At 60.6% G+C, this 23,804-nt stretch carries 22 protein-coding genes and 1 pseudogene; 6 read left to right on the forward strand and 17 right to left on the reverse strand.

The genetic code is table 11. From position 1 onward, the window contains the following. Positions 1–493 (reverse strand): helix-turn-helix domain-containing protein (locus K289_RS45685; RefSeq protein WP_371260873.1); only part of this gene is annotated, 493 nt, incomplete at its 3' end. Positions 494–540: 47 nt separating this feature from the next. Between K289_RS45685 and K289_RS45690 the strand changes: the two genes are divergently transcribed. The 5 genes from K289_RS45690 to K289_RS0130700 all read left to right on the forward strand — a co-directional run bounded on the left by K289_RS45690 (position 541) and on the right by K289_RS0130700 (position 4,678). Next, the gene (locus K289_RS45690; protein WP_256380027.1) at positions 541–879 is read left to right on the forward strand and encodes an SDR family NAD(P)-dependent oxidoreductase; all 339 of its coding nucleotides are present in this window, start codon (positions 541–543) and stop codon (positions 877–879) included. Between the two features lie 483 nt (positions 880–1,362). Continuing rightward, the gene (locus tag K289_RS45695; protein ID WP_245284046.1) at positions 1,363–1,722 is read left to right on the forward strand and encodes a DUF2721 domain-containing protein; all 360 of its coding nucleotides are present in this window, start codon (positions 1,363–1,365) and stop codon (positions 1,720–1,722) included. A gap of 179 nt (positions 1,723–1,901) precedes the next feature. Next, positions 1,902–2,234, forward strand: coding sequence for a hypothetical protein (locus tag K289_RS0130690; protein ID WP_027554990.1), 333 nt, complete (start codon positions 1,902–1,904; stop codon positions 2,232–2,234). A gap of 395 nt (positions 2,235–2,629) precedes the next feature. Next, positions 2,630–3,721 (forward strand): transporter, encoded by a 1,092-nt coding sequence (locus K289_RS45700; RefSeq protein ID WP_084788784.1) that lies wholly within the window; start codon positions 2,630–2,632, stop codon positions 3,719–3,721. Positions 3,722–3,874: 153 nt separating this feature from the next. Further along, positions 3,875–4,678, forward strand: coding sequence for an LssY C-terminal domain-containing protein (locus tag K289_RS0130700; RefSeq protein WP_027554991.1), 804 nt, complete (start codon positions 3,875–3,877; stop codon positions 4,676–4,678). 22 nt (positions 4,679–4,700) lie between these two features. On the opposite strand, the gene K289_RS45705 is transcribed toward K289_RS0130700, so the two are convergent. The 16 genes and pseudogenes from K289_RS45705 to K289_RS49180 form a co-directional block, all read right to left on the reverse strand. Beyond that, positions 4,701–7,154, reverse strand: a complete 2,454-nt coding sequence (locus K289_RS45705; RefSeq protein ID WP_371260874.1) for a tetratricopeptide repeat protein — start codon at positions 7,152–7,154, stop codon at positions 4,701–4,703. A gap of 93 nt (positions 7,155–7,247) precedes the next feature. Next, a complete protein-coding gene (locus tag K289_RS0130710) occupies positions 7,248–7,625 on the reverse strand; it encodes a hypothetical protein (RefSeq protein ID WP_027554992.1) in 378 nt (125 codons plus the stop codon). 79 nt (positions 7,626–7,704) lie between these two features. After that, a complete protein-coding gene (locus K289_RS0130715) occupies positions 7,705–9,393 on the reverse strand; it encodes an arylsulfatase (protein WP_027554993.1) in 1,689 nt (562 codons plus the stop codon). Between the two features lie 176 nt (positions 9,394–9,569). Beyond that, positions 9,570–10,628, reverse strand: a complete 1,059-nt coding sequence (locus K289_RS0130720; protein ID WP_084788785.1) for an HAD family phosphatase — start codon at positions 10,626–10,628, stop codon at positions 9,570–9,572. 9 nt (positions 10,629–10,637) lie between these two features. Beyond that, positions 10,638–10,766, reverse strand: coding sequence for a hypothetical protein (locus K289_RS52880; RefSeq protein ID WP_256380024.1), 129 nt, complete (start codon positions 10,764–10,766; stop codon positions 10,638–10,640). A gap of 76 nt (positions 10,767–10,842) precedes the next feature. Continuing rightward, positions 10,843–11,355, reverse strand: a complete 513-nt coding sequence (locus K289_RS0130730) for a DUF1269 domain-containing protein (protein WP_027554995.1) — start codon at positions 11,353–11,355, stop codon at positions 10,843–10,845. A 174-nt stretch (positions 11,356–11,529) separates the two neighbouring features. Beyond that, complete coding sequence (locus K289_RS0130735) at positions 11,530–11,958, reverse strand: hypothetical protein (protein WP_027554996.1); 429 nt, start codon at positions 11,956–11,958, stop codon at positions 11,530–11,532. 55 nt (positions 11,959–12,013) lie between these two features. Next, entirely contained in the window at positions 12,014–12,334 is a 321-nt protein-coding gene (locus tag K289_RS50820) for a hypothetical protein (protein ID WP_156918275.1), read from the reverse strand. 395 nt (positions 12,335–12,729) lie between these two features. Next, the gene (locus K289_RS0130745) at positions 12,730–14,385 is read right to left on the reverse strand and encodes an arylsulfatase (protein ID WP_035686416.1); all 1,656 of its coding nucleotides are present in this window, start codon (positions 14,383–14,385) and stop codon (positions 12,730–12,732) included. A gap of 494 nt (positions 14,386–14,879) precedes the next feature. Next, positions 14,880–15,095, reverse strand: a complete 216-nt coding sequence (locus tag K289_RS53155; RefSeq protein ID WP_371260875.1) for a hypothetical protein — start codon at positions 15,093–15,095, stop codon at positions 14,880–14,882. A 621-nt stretch (positions 15,096–15,716) separates the two neighbouring features. After that, positions 15,717–16,688, reverse strand: coding sequence for a helix-turn-helix domain-containing protein (locus tag K289_RS47910; RefSeq protein ID WP_027555001.1), 972 nt, complete (start codon positions 16,686–16,688; stop codon positions 15,717–15,719). A 541-nt stretch (positions 16,689–17,229) separates the two neighbouring features. Continuing rightward, positions 17,230–17,526 (reverse strand): hypothetical protein, encoded by a 297-nt coding sequence (locus K289_RS50825; RefSeq protein ID WP_156918276.1) that lies wholly within the window; start codon positions 17,524–17,526, stop codon positions 17,230–17,232. A gap of 312 nt (positions 17,527–17,838) precedes the next feature. Further along, a complete protein-coding gene (locus tag K289_RS0130765) occupies positions 17,839–18,582 on the reverse strand; it encodes a serine protease (RefSeq protein ID WP_027555002.1) in 744 nt (247 codons plus the stop codon). 487 nt (positions 18,583–19,069) lie between these two features. Next, positions 19,070–20,077, reverse strand: a complete 1,008-nt coding sequence (locus K289_RS47915; RefSeq protein WP_084788786.1) for a helix-turn-helix domain-containing protein — start codon at positions 20,075–20,077, stop codon at positions 19,070–19,072. 764 nt (positions 20,078–20,841) lie between these two features. Beyond that, a pseudogene (locus tag K289_RS45720) lies at positions 20,842–22,020 on the reverse strand (IS5 family transposase); the annotation flags it as partial. Positions 22,021–22,322: 302 nt separating this feature from the next. Continuing rightward, a complete protein-coding gene (locus K289_RS49180) occupies positions 22,323–22,592 on the reverse strand; it encodes a DUF3551 domain-containing protein (RefSeq protein WP_084788787.1) in 270 nt (89 codons plus the stop codon). 141 nt (positions 22,593–22,733) lie between these two features. Here K289_RS49180 and K289_RS52885 point away from each other — a divergent pair, with 141 nt between their 5' ends. Then, complete coding sequence (locus K289_RS52885) at positions 22,734–22,865, forward strand: hypothetical protein (protein ID WP_256380025.1); 132 nt, start codon at positions 22,734–22,736, stop codon at positions 22,863–22,865. Positions 22,866–23,804: the final 939 nt, after the last annotated feature.

A 23,804-nucleotide genomic window follows, 5' to 3' on the forward strand; every position in this document is an offset into this window, starting at 1 on the left:
CGAGCGCCGCACCGATCTCGTTCACGGTCATGTCGGAATAGAGCAGGTTGCGTTTGGCCTCCGTGAGCAGCCGGTCATTGATCAGCGCCAGCGACGACTTGCCCGTGGTAGCGCGGCAACACGCATTGAGACGCGCCGCCGTCACGCCGAGCTTGCGCGCGTAGAAATCGAGCGGCGGGTGATTGCGATAGTGCCGCTCGACCAGCTCGCGAAAGCGCATCACCGTGTCGGCGTCCCGCTCGGTCGACACGGGGCGCGCGCGCTCCTGCTCGAGCAGCCGGCGCACCGTCACCGCGAGCAGTTGCAGATAGGCCTTGATGGCCGTGCGGCGGCCCGGGGCCGACCAGACGAATTCATGCTCGAGCGAGGCGAACAGGCCGACAAGGTCGATGTCATCGCCGATTTGCTGCGGGAGAAATCGGACCGGTATGCGAAAGCCCTCGACGAGATCGGCATCATTGTCGAGCGCGGATTGCAGGAAGGGCGGGGCCACGGTGATGAGGTAGCCGCGGCCCCCATTCCACGGCGAGCTGGCGGGCGATTGTCAATATGGCTTCGATCCTTGCTCATGTCGGCCAGGAAAACAGTAATGCCTATTCGGCGGCAAAGGCTGCGGTGGTCAATCTCACCCGATCGGTAGCGCTGACCTACGCGCGCCAGGGCATCCGGGCCAATTGTATCTCGCCGGGCTATGTCGACACACCGCTCCTGGCACAGCTCCCTGAAGCGACCCAACAAGCGATGCTGGCGCGCCAACCGATTGGGCGCCTCGGCCGCCCCGACGAGATCGCGCAGGTCGCAGCTTTTCTCACAAGCGAAAGAGCGTCATTCGTCACCGGTGCATGCATCAATGCCGACGGAGGCTATACGGCGATCTAGCTTGGCCGTTTGCGCCACAGTTGTGGCACAGAGTGAACGACGTTTGCTCCGTCTGGCTCTTGCTGGCCCAAATTGGCTCAAATTGGCCCATGATGGACTGGAGCGAGAGTCCCGGTTTTTCAACTGGTTAGAGGGCGGTCTGTGCACGACGTGTGCACCGGGAGATCAAGAAAAATCTCATGACAGCTAATGTGGGCTATGAGCAATGCTCGCTATCACAATTTGCTGCGGACAATCCTGCCGAACTTGCATAGCGCGGGCCACGTTCCCTATGCACGCTGGGCACGACCTCTCGCTACGATCGCCTGCCGCTGTGCGCAATGTCGCCGTATGAAGCGCGGAGCACTGCTCGGTTCGAAGGACAGCATGCCAAATGCCCATTGAGACACCATCCGCCACGCAGCTCTCTCAGGTTATCTCCCAGGTGACGGCTCCTTTCTCCTCGGCGCGGTGGCAGCGTTCGTTTCGGTGCTGATCGGGAGAATGAACCGCATCGTCGACAGGTTACAAGCGTTGAGCTTGATAAGCGACGAGGACACCTCCCGAGCGTGGCTAAGGACCGAGGTGCCAAACCTGGAACGCCGGGCTGTACTTTTGAACAAGGCCATAGTGTTTTCCACGATTAGCGCGATCGTCACGTCGTTGCTGGTGATCGTGTCCTTCATCTGCGCGTTCTTTCAACTCCAACATGAGTATGGCGTTGCGGTCCTCTTTGTCATCGCCCTGAGCTTCTTCACTCTGTCGCTGGTGGACCTGGTGCGCGAGGCGCGTATCTCCTTGCATGATATCGGTCATTACAAACGAAGCCGGGATCACATCACGGGATCGACTGGTCGCGATTGACTGCCTTCCACACGCAGTGGGCCATTGAGGTGTCTGCTGCCGGAGTCGCATATCGTCAGATGAACCGGAAGCGTTAGGCTGGACTAGCCCCCTGCGAGTGCCCGCCGAAACAATGAAAGGCGACCGAAAGAGGGCTTTCAGCCCGGTTTGACTAACTAATTTAACAACGGAGTGATGTCATGAAGCGTTTGTGGCTAGTTATTGCGATCCTGCCCGCGCTCGCCAGCGCGGGCGCGTCGGCACAATCGATCAATCTTACCGGCATCTATACGTGCGTTGACAGGTGCCGCGGAAGCCTGCCTGCCCATATCACGCAGAACGGAGCTGCACTCAACCTCCTGACCGAAGCAGGTGTCCCTGCACAGGCATGGCCGGACTGGTTTTCGCCGACGAGCCGGATCTGGATCGATGCCTTCAACGAAGGGGCGGTCTATTCCCCGGACGGCGTGGTCATTCAGTTCGACAATGGGACGATCTGGCAACGAGGCTTGCCGCCGCTCCGACGCAGGTAGAATGCTGCGTCGGTCGTCCGGCATCGGCCTAATCCGTGCATAGCGCGACTCGTTCCCGGCAACACTCGGCGGAGTCCGATCTTCTTGAGCCGTGACCGTCTCGTTGCTGGGGGAGTTGCGCATTCCGAATCTGCTCAACTTTGAAAGGCGTCGCTGGCGGCGGCGCCTTTTGCTTGTCGCGAGCATGGTTGACGGTATGCAGAAACGGCAAAAACACCACGCTGCACACCGGGAAAATGTGGCATGGAAGGCACAGTCTCCCGCTAAAGATGCACAAGCTGGGAATGCGCCGATTCCGCATAGACGCGCTGTGGTAGCGTCTGCTTCGTTTTCCGGGTCCTCACACGGCCGGATTGTTCTTCGGTTGTGGAGGGCAGAAGAGTGGGGATCGGCAGATGCGGATAAAGGTCGGGACGTCGGTATCGACGGCTGGTTTTGTTTGGCGGTTGGGCGCGGCGGCAATTGCCGCCTTACTCGTGCTCCCCAATGATGCGGCGCGAGCCGACGAAGGCGGCGTCAGCTTTTGGATACCCGGATTCTTCGGCAGCCTCGCGGCTGTGCCCGCGCAGGCGCCGGGCTGGTCGATGACCTCGATATATTATCACACCTCGGTTTCCGCAGGCGCCGACGTCGCGCGGGCCCGCGAGATCACGCTCGGTCGTATCCCTGCAAATCTGACGGCCACCGTGAACGCGAACGTTAAGGCGAATGTGGATCTTGGCCTTGTGGCCGGGACCTACACCTTTGCAACGCCGGTGCTGGGCGGTCAAGCCTCTGCCAGCCTGCTGGGCGTCTACGGCTCCAACTCCACGTCGCTGGCGGGATCGCTCACGGGGGCATTGACGTTCCCGGGCGGCGCTACGGTCCCCTTCTCGCGCTTCGACACCATCGATAGCTCGCTCACGGCATTTGGCGATTTGCTGCCAATGTTCCAGATGAAGTGGAATGCCGGGGTCAACAACTACATGACCTACATCACCGGTGACATCCCGGTCGGGGCCTATCAGTCGGACCGTCTTGCAAATCTAGGGCTCGGGCACTGGGTAGTCGACGCTGGTGGCGGCTACACCTATTTCGATCCAAAGACCGGGCATGAAGCTACGGCAGTGCTGGGTTTCTCATACAACTTCAAAAACCCCGCCACTCAATATCAGAGTGGTGTCGACATGCACCTCGACTGGGGCGCGTCGCAATTCCTGACCAAGCAATGGCAGGTCGGCCTCGTCGGCTACCTCTATCAGCAGATCGGCTGCGACAGCGGCTCCGGCGACCGCGTCGGCTGCTTCCAGTCGCGGGTGGTCGGCGTCGGCCCGCAAGTCGGCTACATTTTTCCGGTCGGCGACATGCAGGGATATCTGAACCTGAAGGCTTACGGCGAATTCGCCAATCAAAATCGGCCAGCGGGCTGGAATGTCTGGCTGACGTTCAATCTTTCGCCCGCGGCGCCAACGCCGCCGACGTCCACAAGGCCTAGGTTCACGAAATAGGAGCGCAGGTCCGAACGCGTCTCGTCGTAGCGAAGTAAGCTCACGCTTGAGCAAATTGATCCTGATCGGAGCGAGCGAGTTCGGCCGGGTCTCACGGAGGAGGAAGGGCGCACTGCCGAACGACGCTATCGAAGTCGACGGCGGCGGTAACGCATGACGCAGATTGCAGGCAGGCGACGGTGGTGGGTCCTTCCGGTGGGCGTGCTCGTTACCTACCTGATGCTGGCCTATGTCATACTGCCCGCATTGTGGCACCATCACGAACGCGAACCGGGTCTCGCTTCCTTGCCCATGGTAACCCGTACCGCGAGCGGCATCCCGGGCGATGCGCTCAATGTCGGACTCGTCGGCAGCAAAGAAGATGTGGTGCGCGCCATGCATGCAGCCGGTTGGTTTCCTGCCGACCCAATCACGTTGCGCTCCAGCATCGAAATCGTCGGCAGCGTGGTGCTCGATCGGCCATACCATGATGCGCCTGTGAGCCCGCTTTACTATGATGGGAAAAAGGAAGAGCTCGCCTACGAGAAGCCGGATGGCAGGAGCGCTGATAGACGCCATCACGTTCGGCTTTGGATGGTCCTTGAAAAAGGAAGCGTTGGCCGTCCGGTCTGGCTGGGTTCAATCACGTTTGATCGTGGTGTCGGTCTCAGTCACGACACGGGTCAGGTGACCCATCACATCGCCCCCGACATCGATGCCGAACGTGACCTGCTGATGCGGGATTTGCGGGAGGCCGGCATGGTACAAGACTTCTTCCAGATATCCGGAACGGGCCCGACCTTGTTCGGCCGAAACGGCGAAGGCGATCCGTACTATACGGACGGAGAAATCCACGTCGCCACGCTGGTCGTCGATGGTGCCAGGCGAACAGAAGCGCCAGTGACGATGCCCCCACCGCCGCTGATAGCCCTGAAGGACCAGGTCTGGCACGGCATCCGCAACGCGCTCAGCCAATGACCGCCACGGTCTCCTCGGCCATTCACTTCAAGCGTGCGCGCAGATCATCGGTGAGGTGATTTAGTTCACGGTCATTCGGGAGGAGGCGAGAGAGCCGCTCAGCATATTCGAGGGCGGCACCGATGTTTCCGGAATCGCGGCTGAACGTGACAAGGGCGGACAGGCTGTCGCGATCGTCTGGATGCCGGACCAGGTTGGTCTTCAAGACTTCAATTGATTCACCGACGCGACCCGACGAATGCAGTGCCACGGCGTACACGTAGGCGTAGCGCGACCGGTCAGGTTCGAGTTCGCTTGCGGTCTGGAATTCGCTGAGCGCATCGTTCGGTCGCTTCTGCCTGATAAGGGTGAGCCCCAGAGCATGGTGCAAGCCGCCGTCTTGCCGTGAAGACGTGATCGCTGTTCTCAGGACACTTTCTCCTTCGCCATCCCGGCCGAGCTGCCGATAAAGGTCCGCCAGATTGATCGCCGCCGGCGTGTATTGGGGGCTGAGCCGCAGGGCTGCCTTGTATTCGCTCTCTGCATCGGTTGTCAGACCGCGGCGCGCATAGAAGTTTCCAAGCGCCGAGCGGGCTTCGGGCCGGTCCGCGTTGAGGCGTTGTGCCGCGACGAATTCGGCCGACGCCCGCTCAAATGCTGCGCGGTCGGAGGCAGGCTGGCTGGCAGCAGGCACGGCGGCCAAAACGGATACCGCCCTGATACGAACGCCGCGGCTTGTATCGGAAAGAAGCGGCGAGACGAGCGGCCAGATCCGGTCGCCCGGGAGGCCATCGAGCATGTCAAGCGCTGCGACCCGCACCATTGGATCGGGATCGGCCAATCCCTTGCGGGCGAGCTCAATATTCGCTGGTGAGACCCGCGAATGAAGCTCGCTGAGAGCGCTCGCCCGCGCGATTGCCGGCGCGGTGGGACTGGCCGCCACCACAGCCAGCAGCGCGGCCGCGTCGCTTCGGTCGGTCCATGACGCCTGGAATGCCTCGGCGTAGTTCTGGAAACCTTTTCGGACAGGCCCGTGCCAGCGCTCGATCGTGTCGGCCGCCCATTGTGCGGATTTGTCGGTATGACAATTGTTGCAGGCATTTGGGGTGCCCAGCTTCGCGGAGAGATCCGGCCTGGGAATTCGAAGGCTGTGGTCGTGCCGCTTGTCGACCACCATGTAGGTGCTGACGGGCATATGGCATGACGCGCAGGTTACAGCCGGCGTTACGCCTTCGTGGCGATTATGTGAGGCAACTTCATATTTGTCGGAGGCGTGGCATTGCAGGCAAACGCCATTGCCTGGAGCGCGCAGCTTCGCGGCATGGGGTTCATGGCAATCGCTGCAGGTGACGCCGGCCGCGAACATCTTGCTCTGCTTGAACGGGCCGTAATTGTACACCTCGTCTCGCATCTGTCCGTCCGCATGATACAGGCCACGAGCAAGGAGGGAGATGACATGCGTGTCGGACAAGGGTTGTCCCGGCACCCAATCTTCCGAGAATTCGCCGCGTCGCGCGTGGCACAGCCCACAAGTCTCCACCTCTCTGCGTGTGACCGCAGCCGCGATGCTGCGTTGCGGGTTGCCGGTCTTCGGATCGGGGTGCCAAGTGACGCCGTCGCGCTCGTTCAAAAAGACCGCCAGTCCTTTGCGCGGGTCATCATCTTTTCCAAACCAGCTCCGCTGGTTGTGCGCCCAATCGACGTGACGGGAGCCCTTGCCGTGGCACGCCTCGCAGCCGACGCTGATGTCCGTCCACGTCGTGTGGAAACGGTCATTGGCCGCCTCATAGTTCTTCTGCACGCCGGTTGAATGACACTCCGCGCACATGAAATTCCAGTTCTGATTGAGCCTGGTCCAATGCAGCACGTCGTCGTGCTTGATCTCTTCGTTGGGATAGAGATGAAACCAGTGTTGACCACCCTGGTCCTTCGGCCGGCTGTCCCAGGCGACTGAGAGCGCCTGCACGCGGCCATCCGGGAATTCGATCAGATATTGTTGGAGCGGATCAATGCCGAAGGTGTATTTCACCTCGAAGGTCGCAATCTTGCCGTCGGGGCCGTCGGTCTCGACGAAGAACTTGTCGTCCTTTTTGAAAAATCGCGAATGAACGCCGAAATAGTCGAAGCTGGCATCGTCGAAGTTGCCGAGCACGGAAGCGGCCGTCGCGTGTTGCATGGCATGCTTGTGCTGCGATCCCTTCCACAACGCGGTTTCGGCCTGGTGGCACCCGGCGCAGGCCTCGCTGCCGACAAAGGCCAGGGCCGGGGCCTCGCCGCCGCTGCGCAGAGCCTTGGGCAGGACAAATCCGCCGCCCAAGAACAACGGGACCAGGCCACCAACGGCGATCACGCCGACCGCTGCCAGTGACACGATTAGCAGCTTTGAACGGGAAGCGGCGCTCCGAGCGTTGTCCGTCTTGCCGAGGCCCGGCTTCGAAGTGACCCCGCGCCGGGAGTGCTTGTCAATCTTGCCGGTCGTGCCCTTGTTGCGCGCCACTGGCTCTGCCCCTTAGACCTGCGATCCTCAGAGCTTGATCAATAAGGGCCAATTCGGGCTATGCAGATTCGGCAACAAGCATAGTGATCGGCGCTAATTCTTGTTCCGGTTCTTGCTCGCGCCCCTTAAGGCTGGTGTTGCTGACAATGTCGCCGGGTCGTTCATCTGCATGCAGGTCAACAGGTCAACATAGCTGCCTGATCCCAAAAGCGTCGCTTCGGCTGCACAGCGGTCACGAACGGAAGCGGAATAATTCGACCAGATGGCGGCAAGCTGCTGTTGCGCGGAATTCTCGTCGCGCATGCAATTCTCGACTGATTGAGGAAGATCAAGGTTCATGGCCTTGTCCGTGGCCGCCGTTTCCTTGCAGGTCCTTTCGACGTTGATAACGGGCACCACATCTCCGACGGGCATTACCAATGGACCGCCAAGTTGAGTAACCAGTGCGAGTGACAAGAACGCGCCGTTCATTGGAGGCTCCTTCCGACGATCTCGTTGTGGGTTGCGGGCGCTCTCCTGAGAGCGCCCGCGTGTTGAAAGGTCGGGCCGATCACTGCCCTTGATGAGCTTTGATGGCTTGCTCAACCTCTCTTTTTACGGCTTCAAGATTGAAGCTCGCCGGCGCTTGCATTGGGGGATACTCGATTGCCGTTTGCGCCAATCTGGCAACCTCCTGTTGAACAACCACGAACCGCCAGAATTCACGGCCCATGAAATCGTTCATATAGCCCCCGCCGGCGTTGTTCAGGCTTTCGCCGCGGGTTATCGGCGTCCGCTCAAACGGGTCCTGGCGGATGTTGATGACGGTCGGCATGTCGGTCGTGTCCTTTTCGCCCGGCCACCCGTACGGCTGCTGGAAGAACTGGAACTTGAAATTATCGTGACGGAGAGCACCGAGATGCGGGCCAGCGAAATAGAATATCTCGTGGCGAGCGGAGGGGCCCTTGCCCGTCAACAGATCCATCTGATTGTAACCGTCGAGGTGATTTTTGTAAGTGCGGCCTTCCAGCGCCACACCCTTGAGAAGCTGCTCGGTAATGTTGGGATTTCCCGCCGCAGCGGTCAGTGTCGGGAACCAGTCGAGCCCTGAGAAGATGCCGTTCTCGACGGAACCCGCCTTGATGCGGCCCGGCCACCGAATGATAGCGGGCACGCGGAAGCCGCCTTCATAGCTGGTCCCTTTGGTGGCCTTGAACGGAGTCATGCCACCATCCGGCCAAGTAAACACCTCGGCGCCATTGTCCGTCGTGAAGATGACGATGGTGTTGTTGGTCTCGCCGATGTCGTCGATATGCTTGAGCAGGGTGCCGACGCTGTCATCGAGCTGGGCCATGCCGGCTTCCTCGAGACCGTAGTTCGTCTCGGAGTTCTGCATCGCGCTGTACTTCTTCTGCAGGAACGTCCAGACGTGCATGCGCGTCGTGTTGTGCCAGACGAAGAAGGGTTTGCCGTCGCGCTTGGCCTTGTCCATGAAATCGCTGGAGGCCTTGGCCAACACTTCGTCGAAGGTGGTCATGTCGTACTTCGCCTTCACGAACGGCATATCATGCATATTCGGCACGTTCGACATGTCCGGGAACGGCGGCAGCGGCCCCTCGTCGACGATCCGTTGCTTGCCGATCTTGCCCCAGCGCGGCATCTCGGTGGGGTCGTCCTTATCCGTTGCGTAGCTGTGGATCAGGCTGCGCGGGCCGTACTTGTTGTAGTAGTCCTGGTTGGCTGGGAACGAGTACCAGTACGGATCGGACATCGCGTCGAGGTGATAAAGGTATCCGAAGAATTCGTCGAAGCCATGCACCGTCGGCAGATATTTGTTGAGATCGCCGAGGTGGTTCTTGCCGAATTGTCCCGTTGCGTAACCGAGCGACTTGAGCGCGGTGGCAAGTGTGACGGCTTGGTCCGGTATGCCGACATCGGCGCCCGCCTGACCCACGGTCGTTAATCCGGTGCGGATCGGCAACTCGCCTGTGATGAAGTTGGCTCGCCCCGCCGTGCAGCTTGCCTCGGCGTAGTAGTCGGTGAACATCATGCCCTCGGACGCCAGCTTGTCGAGGTTTGGCGTCTTGCCGGACATCATTCCGCGGTGGTAAGCGCCGACGTTGAACCAGCCAACGTCGTCGCCCATGATCACAAGGATGTTGGGCGGCCGTTGCTGCTGCGCGGAGGCAGGCATGCACGCGAGTGTCGTGGCGGTACCCAACACGACAAGAGCGCCCCAGATTGCTTTGAACAAGCTCATGGTTGCTTTCCTCGATGTCGGCTGCCGAAGCCCGGGCCGCAGCCTTCGCCCAACTCCATCCACCAATCGAGTTTGCACTGTGATCGATGGAGGATCACAGGTCGGCAATCGGTCGGACGGCTCGCTGGCGGGAGATTGGTCGAAACGCCCTGGGTGCGCTATGCACTTTCGGCAAGCTATTGGAACGCGAAGATGCGTTTCCAGTCATTCTTCATGCTGATCACGCTCCAGCCGTCCTTCTTCGCCTCGTCATAAAGCGCGGAGGTGAAAGTGCCGACCTTGCTGTCCGGCAGGCCTTGCGCCGGGCCGTAGGCGTACTCGCGGGCGTCGTCGTCATGCAGCACGAGCATCTTCAGCCGAGCGCCGGCGCCGGCACCGGTCCACTCCAGCATTTCTCGATCGCCGGTCGAGTTGCCGAATGCGGCATACGGCCGCCGGCCGATCATGAGGTGAATCCCTTCGGGCTTGCCGGCGTCGTTGTCGTTCAGGATGAGCTTCGGCTCCTTGGTCAGGAACGGCTTACCGTCGTTGCCATAGCCATATTTCGTTCCGCCGGCGCTGCCGACGACCTGCTCGGGTGGGATGCCATAGACTTGCTCGGCGTAGACGCGCACGAAGTCTTGCCCGCCGCCGGTCACGATATAGGTCTTGTAGCCGTTGTCGCGCAGGAATCGCAGGACTTCGAGCATCGGCTGATAGACGAGTTCGGTATACGGGCGTTTCCAGCGCGGATGCCGGGCGGTCTCGAGCCATTTCTTCGCTTCGGCGTCGAACTCGTCCACCGACATGCCGGTCAGCGTCGCCGCGAGGATCTCCTCAAGATCCCGCATCGAAAGCTTGGCGATCGCTTCCCGGTCGCCCGAGAGCACGGTCTTGAACGGTTCGGCGTCCTTGAGTGCCGGCTTGCCCGCCGTCACTGCCGGGACACGCTCCAGACAGTACATCACTTGCGTGTACATCGGATGCTCGACCCAGAGCGTGCCGTCCTGGTCAAAGACGGCAATCCGATCCTCGGGCGGCACGTGGTTCGGGCTTGCGGGGTCGGTTGTGGCGCGCACGAAGTCGAGGATCGCCTGCTTCGGGGCGCTGTCGTTCCACGAAGGCAATGGGTTTCCCGATGGTGTTGTTTGCGCCGATGCCTTGACCGTCAGGAGCGGTCCGGACAAGGCAGGCAACAGCGCCAAGGTCGAAATCAGGACGCGACGGTTCGTGCGATAGTTCAAGAGAGAATGCATGATCGCCTCCTAGTTCGTGGACGGCGGAAGCCTCAGCTTCTCCATCGCCTGTTCGACCGAGAAGCTGCCGGGCCGCTGGCGGGGCTGGAATTCGCGGAAGCTCGCGATGTGCTGCGCGACGATCGCTTGCGCCGGCACTAGTAGGAATGCGTGATCGATCCGCGCTATTTCAGCCGCTGGGCGGGTAGGGTAGATAGCCGCATGCAGATGCAACTCAGGGAGACGGAGCACGTACGGCCGCCTGGACGCCGGCCAGAGCCGCCTGCAGCGCTGCTTCCTTGGTGTGATCGAGCGAAGTCTTCAACACTGTACCGCCTTCACCCTTGAGGCCTTCAAGCACCTTGTCTGCAGTGACCCTCCGCACCAGCACGAAGAGCGCTGCTGTCCCGGGCTGGATGGCGGCCGCCGTATCCTTCATGAATTTGTCGTTGATGCCAACATCGGTCAAAGCGCCGCCGACAGCGCCGGAGGCTGCGCCCAGCGCAGCACCGGCGAGTGGCATCAAGAAGATCAGGCCAATCAGCGTTCCCCAAAAGGCACCACCGACGGCCCCCGCGGCGGTCGTGTTCATCATCTGGTTTAGCTTGATATTGCCCTTGTCGTCCTTCACGGCGACCACTGCATCACCTAGTTCGAGCAAGTACTCCTTCTGCATGGCCAGCAGTTTCTGTCGGACTTCCTCTGCCTTCGCTTCAGTTGGGAATGCGATTACGACGAGATCACTCATTGCGATCCTCCTCTAGGGTTTGTTTCCTCGCGGGATGGCTGCGGGTCTCCTCAATCCTGAGCCTACTGGAGAGGGCGCGTGCACAACTATGCTAGTTCGGCAAATGCGAGATTGTTCCCGTTAGCCGCACGAGGACCCGTGCTGTCCGAGTTGGTTCTCGGACTTGCAGCCAAGTCAGCACGGGCGATACATCGTCTGCAGTTGCTTGCCGCGGAGGAAGATTGTCCGCGGAGTTAACCCGCCGTGGCGAGCGATCCAGCGCCGCACCTGCACGGGATACATCGCATAGAGCGCCCGGGTTGCCTCAAGGTTCGTGACGGTGCGTCGGTGTGCGCCGAACTGCCAGGCCGCGTGGAAGGCGAGGTTGGCCCTCGAGGTTACGCAAATCTTGTCGTATGGGATCGCCGCCAGCACGATGGTGCACGCCGACGCGCAAAGGCCGTCGATCATCACCCTTTGGCCGGAAGCACCCAGCTCCTCATAACTGTCCAAGTAGCTATCGATCGGTCCTCCCCGGTCATTTGCAATCCGAACCGCTGCCTGGCACGCTCCTATGCACACGAGCATGAGCGCTGCCGCGAACATTCCGCTCACAAGCTTCATGTCTTGCCGCCCCTAGGTGAATATGATGCGTATCAGGCGCTCCCTCGGGCTTGTTTCACCACCAGCCATCAGGTTGATCGCAGCCGTTCACCCAGGCCAAGCCGTCCCAGAATATGCACTGGTCATAGCCCGCATACGAATAGCCGTAGTCCCAGCTACTAGCGGCGACACCGGCGGCGACGCCAGCCGCAATCGGAAAGCCCCATCCCCAGCCACCGCGCCAGCCGGGCCGCCATCCAGCCCAGCCTCCGCCCCAGCCTGGGCGCCATCCGCCGCGCCATGCAGCACCACCCCAGCCGGGGCGCGCGACCACAGCGCCGCCGCCCCAGCCAGGTCGCGCAACCACAGCGCCGCCGCGAAAGCCACCAATAGCCATGGCGCGGGTTCCCGCGAATCCGGCGCCTCTAAAACCGCCCCCGAAACCTCTTCCCGCAAATCCCCCGCCGTGAAATCCGCCGCCATGGAATCCACCGCCGCCGAAGCCTCCTCTCGCTGCAGCAGGATCTGGAGCCAGCGCCAGCATTGTTGCGGCAATCGCAACACCGCTTAAGATCATCAATCTCTTGGTGCGCATTGCATGCCTCCTGTTCGTTCGGTGAAGCTCTCATCGCTTTCATTGTTCGGAGCCCATTCCTCCAGGAGGTGCCCAAGCATATGAGTCAGGTTGACGTGCTTCAAAGGAATTACGCGTGAAGCGTGTGCGTGCTTTCCGGTCGCGTGCGGACGCCCGTGGGGGCGTCCGCCGGGTCACATCACGCCCGCTTTACGCGGCTAGTCGCTTGCGTGTCCGTGTGCCTGCACCTCTTTCAGGACGCCGTCCAGATTGTAGGTTTCCGGCGCCTGCATCGGTGGGAAGTCCTTGTAACTCAGGAGGTGCTTTTCCCACAGCATCTGGCCGATCGGCAGCATGTTCCAGTCATATTGATAGGCAGTGCTCGGGGCCGCGATGGCGCCCCCCACGCCCATGGCCGTCTTCTGATCGTCGCCGACCGCCTGCTCGAAGGGGTCGCGCTTGATGTTCTGCACCAGGGTGAAGTGGTACGGAACGAGCGGCAGGATGTAAGCAGCCGCCGAGGACTGTGGCATGGTGTAGTACATCTTCCAGTTCTTGTAGCGTACCGCCGACGGCGTCGATCCCGAGAAGTAGAAGAAGTGATCGCGCGCCGATTGTTGCGACGTACCTTCGAGGTACTCGCGCTGGTCGAAGCCGTCGAGCGTCGTCTTGACGATGCCGGGATACTGGCCAGCCTCGATCTGCTTCTTCAGCGCATCGCCCTTCGGCCCGCCGGCGATGTCGACGAGGGTGGGCATCCAGTCGAGAGCGGCGAACAGCTGGTTCTTGACCGTGCCTGGCTGGATATGTCCCGGCCAGCGAACGACCATCGGAGCGCGGTAGCCGCCTTCCCAGGCGCCACCCTTCTGGCCCTTGAACGGTGTGATGCCGCCGTCAGGGAATGAAATCGTCTCGGCGCCGTTGTCGGTGGTGAAGACGACAATGGTATTATTCGTCTGCCCCATGTCGTCGAGCTTCTTGAGGACGAGGCCGATATTGTCATCGAGCTGCTTCATCCCGGCTTCCTGGATGCCCCAATCCTTGCCACCCTGCTCCCCCAGCATGGCCAGGTATTTGTCCGGCAGCACGGTGGTGATGTGCATGCGCGCCGGGTTGTACCAGACGAAGAACGGCTTGTTGGTGCGTCGCGGATCATTCCGATCGAGGAAGTCGATCACCTTGGCGGAGATCTCCTCATCCACCGTCTTTGAGCGCTCCAGCGACAGCGGGCCTTCGTCGTGGCACATCTGGTTCTTACCCGTGCCGTCGGAGGACTTGCATGACAAGATATTGCGCGGGGGCGTCAGACAGGTTGTGGTCCTGGGATCCGCTGCACCGGGCACTTCCGGCACACCGGGGATTGGCGTGTTCTTGCACGGCGGCGCGATTGTTTGTGTCGTTGTGTTCTTGTTGATGTCGGGGAAGCTCACCTGCTGCATGGCGTCGAGATGATAGAGATAGCCCCAGTATTCCTGGAAGCCGTGCGCGGTCGGCAGCGCGTCGGTGTGATCGCCGAGATGGTTCTTGCCGAACTCGCCGGTGTTGTAGCCGAGATCGAGCAGGAACTTGGCGATCGCAGGGGTGCCGGGGCGCAGGTAAGACGGGCTGCCGGGCAGCTGCGGCGGGATCATGCCCGTGCGCAGCGGATACATGCCGGTAAAGAAGGCGTTGCGGCCGGAAGTGCAGCTCTGCATGGCGACGTAATCCATGAAGATGGCGCCCTCGGTTCCGATGCGATCGATGTTCGGCGTTTCGCCGACCATCAGGCCGCGATGGTAGATGCTCGGCTGCATGAAGCCGATGTCGTCGCCCATGATGAAGAGAATGTTGGGTTTTGGTCCCTGCTGCTGGGCGGAGGCGGAAACGCTTGCCATTGTCGTGGCGGCAAACACCCCGACAACAGCGGCCCGGATTGTTCTGAACAGGCTCATGGTTGCTTCCTTGATGTCGGCTGCCGAAGCCGGGCCGCAGCCTTCGCCCCAATCCACCCACTGACGGTCTTTGCCGATCCATTCAGGATCATCCGAGCAGTCAGTCGCCATGCGTGCAGGAATTTGGCTGAAGGGCCCGCGATGCGCTATGCGATTCCGGCGAGCGCTGTGTGGCGTCTCAGACGCACAGTCTTCGAAAAAAGACTTGCCGGCCGGACGTGCCGATTTCGCATCGCCGGGCTCTGATGTCCTGCATGCTGGTCTTTTTCCGGCGAGGATACCATCCCTTAGCGATGACCAAGATGATCTCGCCTATTTTAGGTTCGGTATCAAACGTGCCCACAATGCGTTACTCCGGCGCAAACGACCGAAGATGACGAATGCGACGGCAGCAACTCCCGATGGTACGTGCCACCGTCTGAAGCGCACTGCGCGCGTTATGGGCAGACCCAAGCGCCGTAGGCGTTACGATAGCAGCCGTTGTTGTAGCCGTAGGCTCCGTAATAGCCGGTCGCCGCCGCACCCACCGCGGCCGCCCCAACCGCTGCGCCAACCGCCGCTCCCCGATAGGGATATCCTCCGCGATAAGCGACGCCACGATAAGCCGCCCCACGATAAGCCGCCCCGCGATAGGCGCCGCCGCGATAAGCCACGCCCCGCCCCGCTACAGCGCCCCCTCGGAAATGTGCCGCGCCGCCATGAAACCCTCCAGCATGCAAACCGCCACCGCGGAAACCACCACGGGCGAGCGCGTCGTCGGGACCTAAGGTTGCGCCTACAAGGACGGTGGCTGCAAAGCCAATCAAAGCCTTACGCAACATGGTCATTCTCCTTTCCTAAAGCTGCGCGCTTGGAATAGCGGCCCTGTACATGGGCATGGGTCGCCGCGCGTTGGACCTTGGCCAATCATGCCGACCTGAAATGGCTGACCGCACGGCCAGCCGTGCGCCCCGCTCTAATTTGTATGTCGATTCCACTCTTTTGGTTTCGCGCGAGGAAACAGAACCGTAGTCCGACATTGTCGGCGGCCGCAGCGTAGTTGGCTATGCGCTTCCGGCAGAATTCGCGGATGCTCTCTTCAACGAACTTCTGCGCAAGGGTTCGCGCGGCTTCCTCATGAATCCGCCCTTGCTGCGGTCTCCGAGGCTTTCGAAGCTGCATAGTCCGGCCGCCGGAGTGGTGAATGCGTCAGACCATGCGGCCGCATGACGTTTCAATCAGGATCGGTTGCGAGGAACCCGCGCGACCCGCGCATGCGAAGCGGGCAGGATGGGCTATGCGCTTTCGTCAGGTGGCGCTTGTGTCTGCGGAGCACGTTGCAGCGTGGTCGAAGGCGATTCACCGAAGGTGGTGCGATACGTCACCGAAAAACGGCCAAGCTCAAGGAACTGATGATTTCGGGCCACTTCCGCGACGCTCGATTTTGAAGGATCGGCGCGCCGCAGCGCGGCGCGAGCCTTGTTCAAGCGCTGCAACAAAAGATATCGTGTGGGGCTTACGCCAAGGAACTCGGTGCAACACATCCGCAACGTTCGCTCGGCCACGCCGATCTCCGCACAAAGCGTTGGCATGTTGAGCTTCTGATCAATCCGCTTGCTCAGTGCTTCTTCGAAGCGAACCATGACGGCGGCGTGATGATGTCTTCCCCTGGGATGGTCGTCAGCCTCGTTGGCGGCCAGGCAATGGATGATGGCGTGAAGCATTTCCTGCTCCAGCGCTCTTGCGATCTCGGGGCGCTCGATCAATTCCTTTCGGCTTTCCGCGAGATGGCAGGCTTGCCTGAACAGGCTCTGGAATCTTGACGCGAGCGCGCGCGAAGGACGGAATTTCCTGTTGGCGGGTGGTGATGCGATCAGCCGTCCGGTCAATGCCTTGCCGCCGTCGGCGAGTTGCTCGGGCGGTAACGACAGTAACCCCCACTGGCACTCACCGTTAGAGCGTTGATGCACGCGCTCGCCGCCGCTGTGAAGGACCATGTCGCCGTTTTGCAAGGCCAATCCGCCGCATCCGATAGATGCAGTGGCGACTGGAAACGACAGGAAGGTCCGTTCGCGGAGCAGCGAAATATAGGCAATGCGGGGGAGGCTCTCGTAACACCGATAAATTTCCAGATGATTCAGTTTCAACCGTGTCAGCCGGGCCCTGAAGTCTCCGGCGCCCGCAATCGTGAGGTTGACGCGTACGTCGCCAAACGCGGCTGCGTAACCATCCGGATCGCCAAATGTGCGTGTACCGCCTTCTGCCATATCCCATGCCCCGTCGGACCGGCGGAACAGTTCTTGCGACCGATTGAAGCTTCTTGGGTCGCACCAAGGGAGCCAGCATTAGGCAATTGACGCTCTTCGACTATGCGCCTTCGGAACTTGAAAGGTGCATTGCGGAGTCCGACGACTATGTAAGTTCGGCAGGCGGGAAGGGCTCTTGACCAGGCGCCGTGATTAATTGAAAGGCCGCCCTAAGGGGGCGGTTTTTCAGATAGCAGCCGAATGTCTATGGCCGTATCCCCATTTTGCGGCAACAGTCACGATAGGCGTCTATTCCAAGAGCCTGCCCGTCGACAGTCGAACCGGAAAAACCGACCGACACGCTGTTTGCGGCGGCATTGGCCCGCCTGAAACATTCGGCACGTGCGGCCCCTGACATCCGTCTTTTTTGCCGTTTGCGTCTGCAGCGAGGTTGCGGAGCGGGGGGGCGGCTATGCACTTACGGCAAGGATCCCCCAACTGAAACGGGCGGTTGGGAGCACAAAATCCGCTCTCCGTATAGGAGGCTTTCATCTGGTAACGATTAGAACTGGCCGGGTTGAGCAGGTGGAGCGGGATAATCTGATCGCAAGTTATTCGGGTTATTGCGATCGAACAAATCTTGCCAAAGGACACAGCCGCACCTGCCGCCATCAACTGGTGGCGGAATTTTCCGCAGGTCCCGAACGACGGAAAGTGAGGAAACTGTTTCTGGCTTGGCTACTCTGATTGTCTTCGGCACCGAGACATGGCGTGGAGGAGTTGTCTGTGCCGATGCTAGACTTGTCATCCCCAATACGGGAGCGGTGATGGCGAGCATGCGCAGCAGTTTGAAGAGCATGATACCCTCCGGCATAGTCGGTTGACGGGTGGTGTGCCTGAAGAAGATACGCAATCTCATCAGGCCGCCGAGCCCGCCGATAGCAAGCCATGGCAGGTTAGCGCCGACTTCGCGTGGTTGACTATGCAGGTTCGGAATCGAACCCGGAGCGGTCCGCCAGTCTGAGGGCGGGCTCAGCTCCATGAGGTCGGCAATAGACAGCCCATGCGTCCTGCCTTTTCACGCGATCACCCCTCTTGCGGAGTTCGCGCGTGCGGCCGATGGACCCAGCTGGCCTCTACGTCCGGCCCAAGATAGTTGCGCAGTTGAATCTCAGTTGACCTGGGCAAATTCGTCCAGCACCTGGACCGGCACGGAGACGACGTTGGGCATTCCCCACGCCGTCGAGATCCGTATTTGATGGGACGCCCAGACGATACTCTGCGTGAACACGTTGCTGATGACTGCCGCGACTCGGCCGTCGCAATCGATCACTGGTGCTCCCGACGCGCCATGATCGATGACAAGGCGGTTCTCGCCTTCATAGAATTCCAGGAGTGCCATGCCGGCGAGCTTCCCATCGTCTCCGAAACGAACGAACCGTCCTCCCACTGGATGCAGGCTGCCGGCCGGATAGGCGAGCGTTATGACCTGTTCGTCCGGCACGAGCGGCTCCCTCCGGATGGCGACGCTCCGCGCGGCGGAAACGGCATGTTCGAGTTCGATGACGGCGAGCTTTTCCGCCCGGGCTCCCGCGAGACGCTGGATGCGCGCGGCGATGAAATGGCTGCTCTCTCCGTCCGCGATCTCGAGCGACTTCCACTCCTCCGTCGAGAGCTTCATACCCGCCGTCACGTGCTCGGCGGTGACGATCGTCGTTGGGGACAGGAACCAACCGGTGCCTCGCACGCCGATGAGGTTCGGAGGCGCATCGCGGTCGGCGTCATCGAAATGGCGCATGATGCTGACGGTCGAGTGCGCGAGCTGTGCGGGATCGATACAAGCTGCACCAGCATGCTGGGTGGTCGCAAACAGAAGGAAGGAACCGAGCAGCAGATGATCGGCACGTCCACGCATTTTTTGAGTCCCTGTATCTAGTCACAGTGAATGAGCGACTCTGCGACTGGGCAACAGAGCGGACCGACTTATCCGGAGCTTTTTCCAACGCGCGCAAATTTTCGTGGCCGGTGTCGCGCCTATGTTACAGGCGTCCAGACTCTGCCGTGTCTGCAGCCGGCCGGCGCAACCTATTTCGGTTTGCGATCTGCCCGAGTAACGCCAGGGACGTCACGGCGTTCCTAAATTGATCGTGCGCTATTCAGGATCGGTGATTTGAAAGCCGGTCGTCGTCCACCGGTCCCCGCACATGGTTCAACTAGAGCAGGGAGGTAACGACAAAGACGCGCTTAGGTGTAACCGGTGGCAAGGGGTGAGAGATGACTGGGCTGCATTGCCGCCTGATGGGTGGACCGTCGTTATGTCTGACGGCGGCTCTCCAAAGAGGGCGTAGGCATCTGCAGACTGCCCAAGCGCTCAGACGGGGGCTTGCTTGCGTCTCTTGAACTCAGGCGTATCCAGGTTCGGTGACTACAAGGGACGATGGCCGATTGAGGTGGATAGCAATCCTCTCCGCAGGGCGCCTCAACGTCTCGGATGGCGATTCACCGAACAGCGCGCGATAGGCGACCGAAAAGCGGCCAAGCTCCCAAAAACCATGATCGGCGACAATGCGCGTGACGGTTGACTTCAACGGATCCGCCCGCAGCAACGCGTGACGCGCGAGGTGCATCCGGCGCAGGGTGAGAAAACGGATCGGCCCCATGCCCAGATGCTCTTCGCAGGAGGCGCGAAGTGTTCGCTCCGCGACACCTATGGCGCCGCAGATTTCGGTGAGATAAAGCGGCCGGTCGGAATTTGCCGCCAAAAACTCCTCGAAACGAGCGACGATCGCATCGTGGTGACGGTCACCCGTTTTGGGTTCTACGCCGACGCCGTCGGCGAGACATCGGATCATGACATGGATGAGTTCGCTCTCCAGTGCGCGAAGCACCTCCGGGATTTGCAGTACATCTGGAGTGTCATGGGCGAGCTGTCCGATCGCTCTGTGCAGCTTCAATAGCCGTGACATCAATTGAGGGCGCGGATGAACAATACGCTGATCTGATTTTTCCACGAACTCGCAGCCGATGATCGCTCCGACTGCGTGATTCAGCTCATCGGTTGGTAGAGAGAGCGAACCGTAGTCGAAATCACGGCCTGATCGCCGATGAACGACATCAGACTTGTTGACGATGATGTCGCCGGGCAAGACCTCCAATCCACAGTGCTGGAGGGGCGACGAATTAGATTCGGTCAGAAAACCGATCGATCGCCGCTCGGGTCTGCACGCGACGGTGCAGACTGTTGGCGCGGATGCACGAAGATCTTGCACCCAGAGCCGGTTGGCGCCGACCTGCGTGATCTCGACCTCAAAAGCATCCTTCGTTGTTGGCAGTATCTCGACGTCGGCAGCTAGGATCGCTGCCTGGCATAGCAACGGATCTGAAAACGCAAGAACTCTACTCCAGGGCATTTCGGCCCCCCGAGGCGCAAAAGTACGCTGTTACAGGTACGGCTACGCAATCTGTTCGTTAGAATGAATTCGTCAGCGTTTTCGTGAAACGGCGCCTACCCTGAGCTAACGCCGCTCTTTAACATATGATCGTAGTACTCTAGCCCCACCACTACTCGTGATCAATGTGGCGTTTGCGACACTATTGTGGTGGGCACCTATCCGGGCATAAGGCCGCAAACGGCACGCCATCCAGCCACGACGCGGTTGTTTGACATAGATCAACGCAAGGATTGTGACGTGGCAAATTGCGATCTTCGCGACACGGGCCTGAAATCTTCACTCCTGGAATGCCAGAGCTTGTCAGTCTGAGCAAACACTCCCGCCACTGATGATTTTCGGAAGACATTTGCTACACTTGATCAGGAGCCGCGCATGATCTGCCTGCGTGCAGATCTTCGATTGGAAGCGGGCCGCGATCGCATTAAGGCGGCAGCATCTCTCATATTCGCTGTGGAGTGGCGTGTGCTCTCGCTCTCGTTGGCGTGACGTGTGCACTGATAATCCGAAGAAGCGATTTTCGCTTCCCATTCATGCACATATGGTCCTAGAAGAGCCAAACTAGCTGAAGCTTACTCAAACCAGATTTCTCGATCGGTCCAATAAACATCGAGGGCCGGAGGAGGTCGAAATACCTCTGCAAATGAATGGCTTAGACCGAAAATTTTCTACAGTGCCGATGATGGATTGGAGCGGTGCGCCGGGAGACCGGCAGTAGTCGTCCGTTAAGAAGCCGGATTGCGCTGGGTTGGAGATGCAAGCGTTCGCCACAGCAATCCCAGGAACAGACCCAAGAGTTCTCTGAGCCAGGCGAGGATGCGGCGGAAGTTGTCGCCGACGGCTGAGAGGATGACGTTGGCCGCATCGCCGGCGCGGCCTTTGAGGTAGCAGCGGCCCAGATGACCTTCGGCCCATGTGTCCGATGATGGGCTCGATGGCGGAACGGCGGCGCAGTTCGCGCTTGATGACACCGAAGACGCCGCGCTTCTGGCCGGAGATGAAGACGCGACGCGGATTTTTCGCGTCGTGGCCGCGGTATCCCTTGTCGACATAGGCCCGCTCGATCGGACAGCCGGTGAGCGTCCCGGTGCGGTCGATGACGCCCCGCAAGGTGTGGCCGTCGTACGGGTTATCGGGCATTGGGCTGGCGTGCAGCACAAACAGGCCGCCGGGAGCCCGGCGGTCGTTGGTGACGATGGAGGCCTTCACGCCGAACTCGTAGGGCGCGGCGGCCTTGCCTTTGCCGATGCACTCCACCTCCGGGGCATGGAAGGAATAGAGCTTCCAGCCGCGCTGGCGCTGCTGCTGTGAGCGGATCTGTGTGGCTCGGCCAAGTGGGAGGGCGAAGGCCTCCTCCAATGCTGGCTGCCCCTCGATCTTGCGGCGGATGTCGCGGATGATCCTGGCCCAGCCGGCTAGCGCAACTGGCGCTGATGCCGCCTGAACTGTTTGGCATGGGCGTAGCGGGAAGCCATCATCGCCGCGGCCTTGGCCACGCGACAATAGGATTGCCGCAGCCTGACGCCGTATCTTGTCGCTAGGTGGTTGAGCCCCTTGATGGCCGCATGCAGGAGCTTGGCATCGGTCGGAAAGGTGATGGCCTTCGGCTGCACTGTGGTGTCGACCGTGATCCGCTTGAGGTCCTGGCTGCGCAACGCGCCGGCCTCGTGCGCCACCCGCAGGCTCTCGGCCAGCAACAGTTCCAGCTTGTCGCCGAGCCGCTTGCGCCAATGGCTCAGGTCCGAGCGCTCGTGTGGGAAAGCGTGCTGGAAGAACTCTTCGCCGGTGAAGAACTGGAAATACGGGTCGTGGACCCAGCGCTCGCACACTCCCTCATCGGACAGCCCGTAAATGCGCTTGAGCAGCAACAGCCCGATCACGAAGCGGGTCTCGATTGTCTTTCGGCATGCAAAATTTGGACGCCGGTTGACATGCAAGTGCCGTGGCGGGATTTCTGCACGGCCTGTTCGACGGAGGAAGAGGTCCCCGGTGCGCCCCTTTGGCTGGGGGCCTACGACTGAGCTACGACGGGTCTAGCGGCGGCGAGAGAAAGGCACTCGACGCCGCCGCTATGGGTGCAGCTATGGGACCGATCTCGCCGGAAGCAGGCACCATCGAGGTGGACTAGCACGGCGCATGCGCGCCTTTTGCCGATCCTACGAAACCGCCGGGAATGGCGACACAGGGCAAAGGGCTCAATCGGTAGTCAGTGATGATGCGTTCGCTTGTGACGTACTGCGGGCTTTCCGCCTTTCCCGGCATAGTAGGGATTGACCACGCATGATGCCGCGCGGCCCGATGCGGAGGCCTGACACTGGGCCATATTGGTGTAGGCGCACTCGAAATAGTAATCCATGAAGCCGCCCGTATAGACTTGGAGGCAAACCGGGTAGGCGGGATCGTAAGTCTGCGCTTGCACGGATGTGGCGGCGCAGAGTGCGCCACTCACGAGAATTGGAAGGACTGGAACGCGCATCGGAACACTCCTCAATCAGGCCAGGACGTTAACTGTCCTCGGGCGGAAGAGGTGACACCGTTCCGATCTCAGGCGCAAATCCCGCACGCTCCCTTCGAATGTCACGTCTGCACGCTCGACGCTGCGGGTGAATTTCTCGACATGATCGAGACCTTCCTAGGCAGGGATAGCGGCGACAAAGCGCATGAGCTGGGTGAACGTCTCGCCCGCGAAACCGGCCTGCCGTTCGCCGAGCGGCGCGAACCTAGCGGCCTAATCATCGACAGGCGTTGAGAAAAGGTCCCAGCTTCGGGTGAGCTGGGGCCAGTAAGTCACGTAAGGCCACGTCAGTACCCTCTGGAGCGAGGGCATTTGGCAAAACTCCGGCCATCGGCTGGACGAACCCTCATTGCGGTAAGCCGTGGGGCATGTGATCGTGCATCCGCAGTGCATGACCAGGTTTCCAAGGGGGCCCCCAGTCCGCACGCCCTCGGCTGGGGGTCCTTGCGTCAGTCCCTCCATTCTCGCCTGGACACAGGCGCGCGCATCGTCGCGGTGCGCCACCTTGCTGCCCCGATGTCCTCGCTCAACTACCACGCCGTTATTGTCACGAGCCTCAAGCGTGTCGGGGTCGATGTTGCGCCAGCGTTGGCTTTTAGTCCCTTGCCACATTGCTTTCCAATTCTCACCAAATTTGCCAGTCAGCAAACGAGAGTACCAAAAAAAGGAGCATCACGGGGGGGGGACTCATTGTGACCATCAAGAACATCACCATTCCGTTGGAAGTCGAGTATCTACAGAAGGCGGCAAACGAACGCGGGATCTCTCGCTCCAAGCTTGTGCGATTTGTAATGGAGAAGGTTGTGAGCGACGAACTCGTTCCTGCGATTCTCGGTAACGATGACCTGTCGAACGTTGAGCCGACACCGCGACGGTATCGACGCTTCCGGAACGAGCATAGAGAGAGGCCTAAGGCGGGCCGCCGCGGTTCAGGGCTCGCATGATGCCGAAACGCGCGAACATCGTTGGGCCGGCTTGCTCCGCCATCCCTTGAGATCGCAGCTAGCGCGAAATACCTTGCCGGTACGATGCCGCCCAAGAGCGCAGAGAAGGTTCAGCAACACGGCGGGTCAGGGAAAGGGATGCTCCGAATGAGAAGGCGCATAATTTCATTTCGGAAACATCATTAATCAGTGGCCTAGCCGAGTCACGAACCTGTGCAACCATATTAAG

It is taken from the genome of Bradyrhizobium sp. Cp5.3 (assembly GCF_000426265.1).
Classification (GTDB): Bacteria; Pseudomonadota; Alphaproteobacteria; order Rhizobiales; family Xanthobacteraceae; genus Bradyrhizobium; species Bradyrhizobium neotropicale.

Coding starts and splice junctions, on each gene's coding strand:
- K289_RS45695 (WP_245284046.1), top strand. CDS start 1,363: ATGAACCGCATCGTCGACAGGTTACAAGCGTTGAGCTTGATAAGCGAC.
- K289_RS0130690 (WP_027554990.1), top strand. CDS start 1,902: ATGAAGCGTTTGTGGCTAGTTATTGCGATCCTGCCCGCGCTCGCCAGC.
- K289_RS45700 (WP_084788784.1), top strand. CDS start 2,630: ATGCGGATAAAGGTCGGGACGTCGGTATCGACGGCTGGTTTTGTTTGG.
- K289_RS0130700 (WP_027554991.1), top strand. CDS start 3,875: ATGACGCAGATTGCAGGCAGGCGACGGTGGTGGGTCCTTCCGGTGGGC.
- K289_RS0130710 (WP_027554992.1), bottom strand. CDS start 7,625: ATGAACGGCGCGTTCTTGTCACTCGCACTGGTTACTCAACTTGGCGGT.
- K289_RS0130715 (WP_027554993.1), bottom strand. CDS start 9,393: ATGAGCTTGTTCAAAGCAATCTGGGGCGCTCTTGTCGTGTTGGGTACC.
- K289_RS0130720 (WP_084788785.1), bottom strand. CDS start 10,628: ATGCATTCTCTCTTGAACTATCGCACGAACCGTCGCGTCCTGATTTCG.
- K289_RS0130730 (WP_027554995.1), bottom strand. CDS start 11,355: ATGAGTGATCTCGTCGTAATCGCATTCCCAACTGAAGCGAAGGCAGAG.
- K289_RS0130735 (WP_027554996.1), bottom strand. CDS start 11,958: ATGAAGCTTGTGAGCGGAATGTTCGCGGCAGCGCTCATGCTCGTGTGC.
- K289_RS50820 (WP_156918275.1), bottom strand. CDS start 12,334: ATGGCTATTGGTGGCTTTCGCGGCGGCGCTGTGGTTGCGCGACCTGGC.
- K289_RS0130745 (WP_035686416.1), bottom strand. CDS start 14,385: ATGGCAAGCGTTTCCGCCTCCGCCCAGCAGCAGGGACCAAAACCCAAC.
- K289_RS47910 (WP_027555001.1), bottom strand. CDS start 16,688: ATGGCAGAAGGCGGTACACGCACATTTGGCGATCCGGATGGTTACGCA.
- K289_RS50825 (WP_156918276.1), bottom strand. CDS start 17,526: ATGCTCTTCAAACTGCTGCGCATGCTCGCCATCACCGCTCCCGTATTG.
- K289_RS0130765 (WP_027555002.1), bottom strand. CDS start 18,582: ATGCGTGGACGTGCCGATCATCTGCTGCTCGGTTCCTTCCTTCTGTTT.
- K289_RS47915 (WP_084788786.1), bottom strand. CDS start 20,077: ATGCCCTGGAGTAGAGTTCTTGCGTTTTCAGATCCGTTGCTATGCCAG.
- K289_RS49180 (WP_084788787.1), bottom strand. CDS start 22,592: ATGCGCGTTCCAGTCCTTCCAATTCTCGTGAGTGGCGCACTCTGCGCC.
- K289_RS52885 (WP_256380025.1), top strand. CDS start 22,734: ATGATCGAGACCTTCCTAGGCAGGGATAGCGGCGACAAAGCGCATGAG.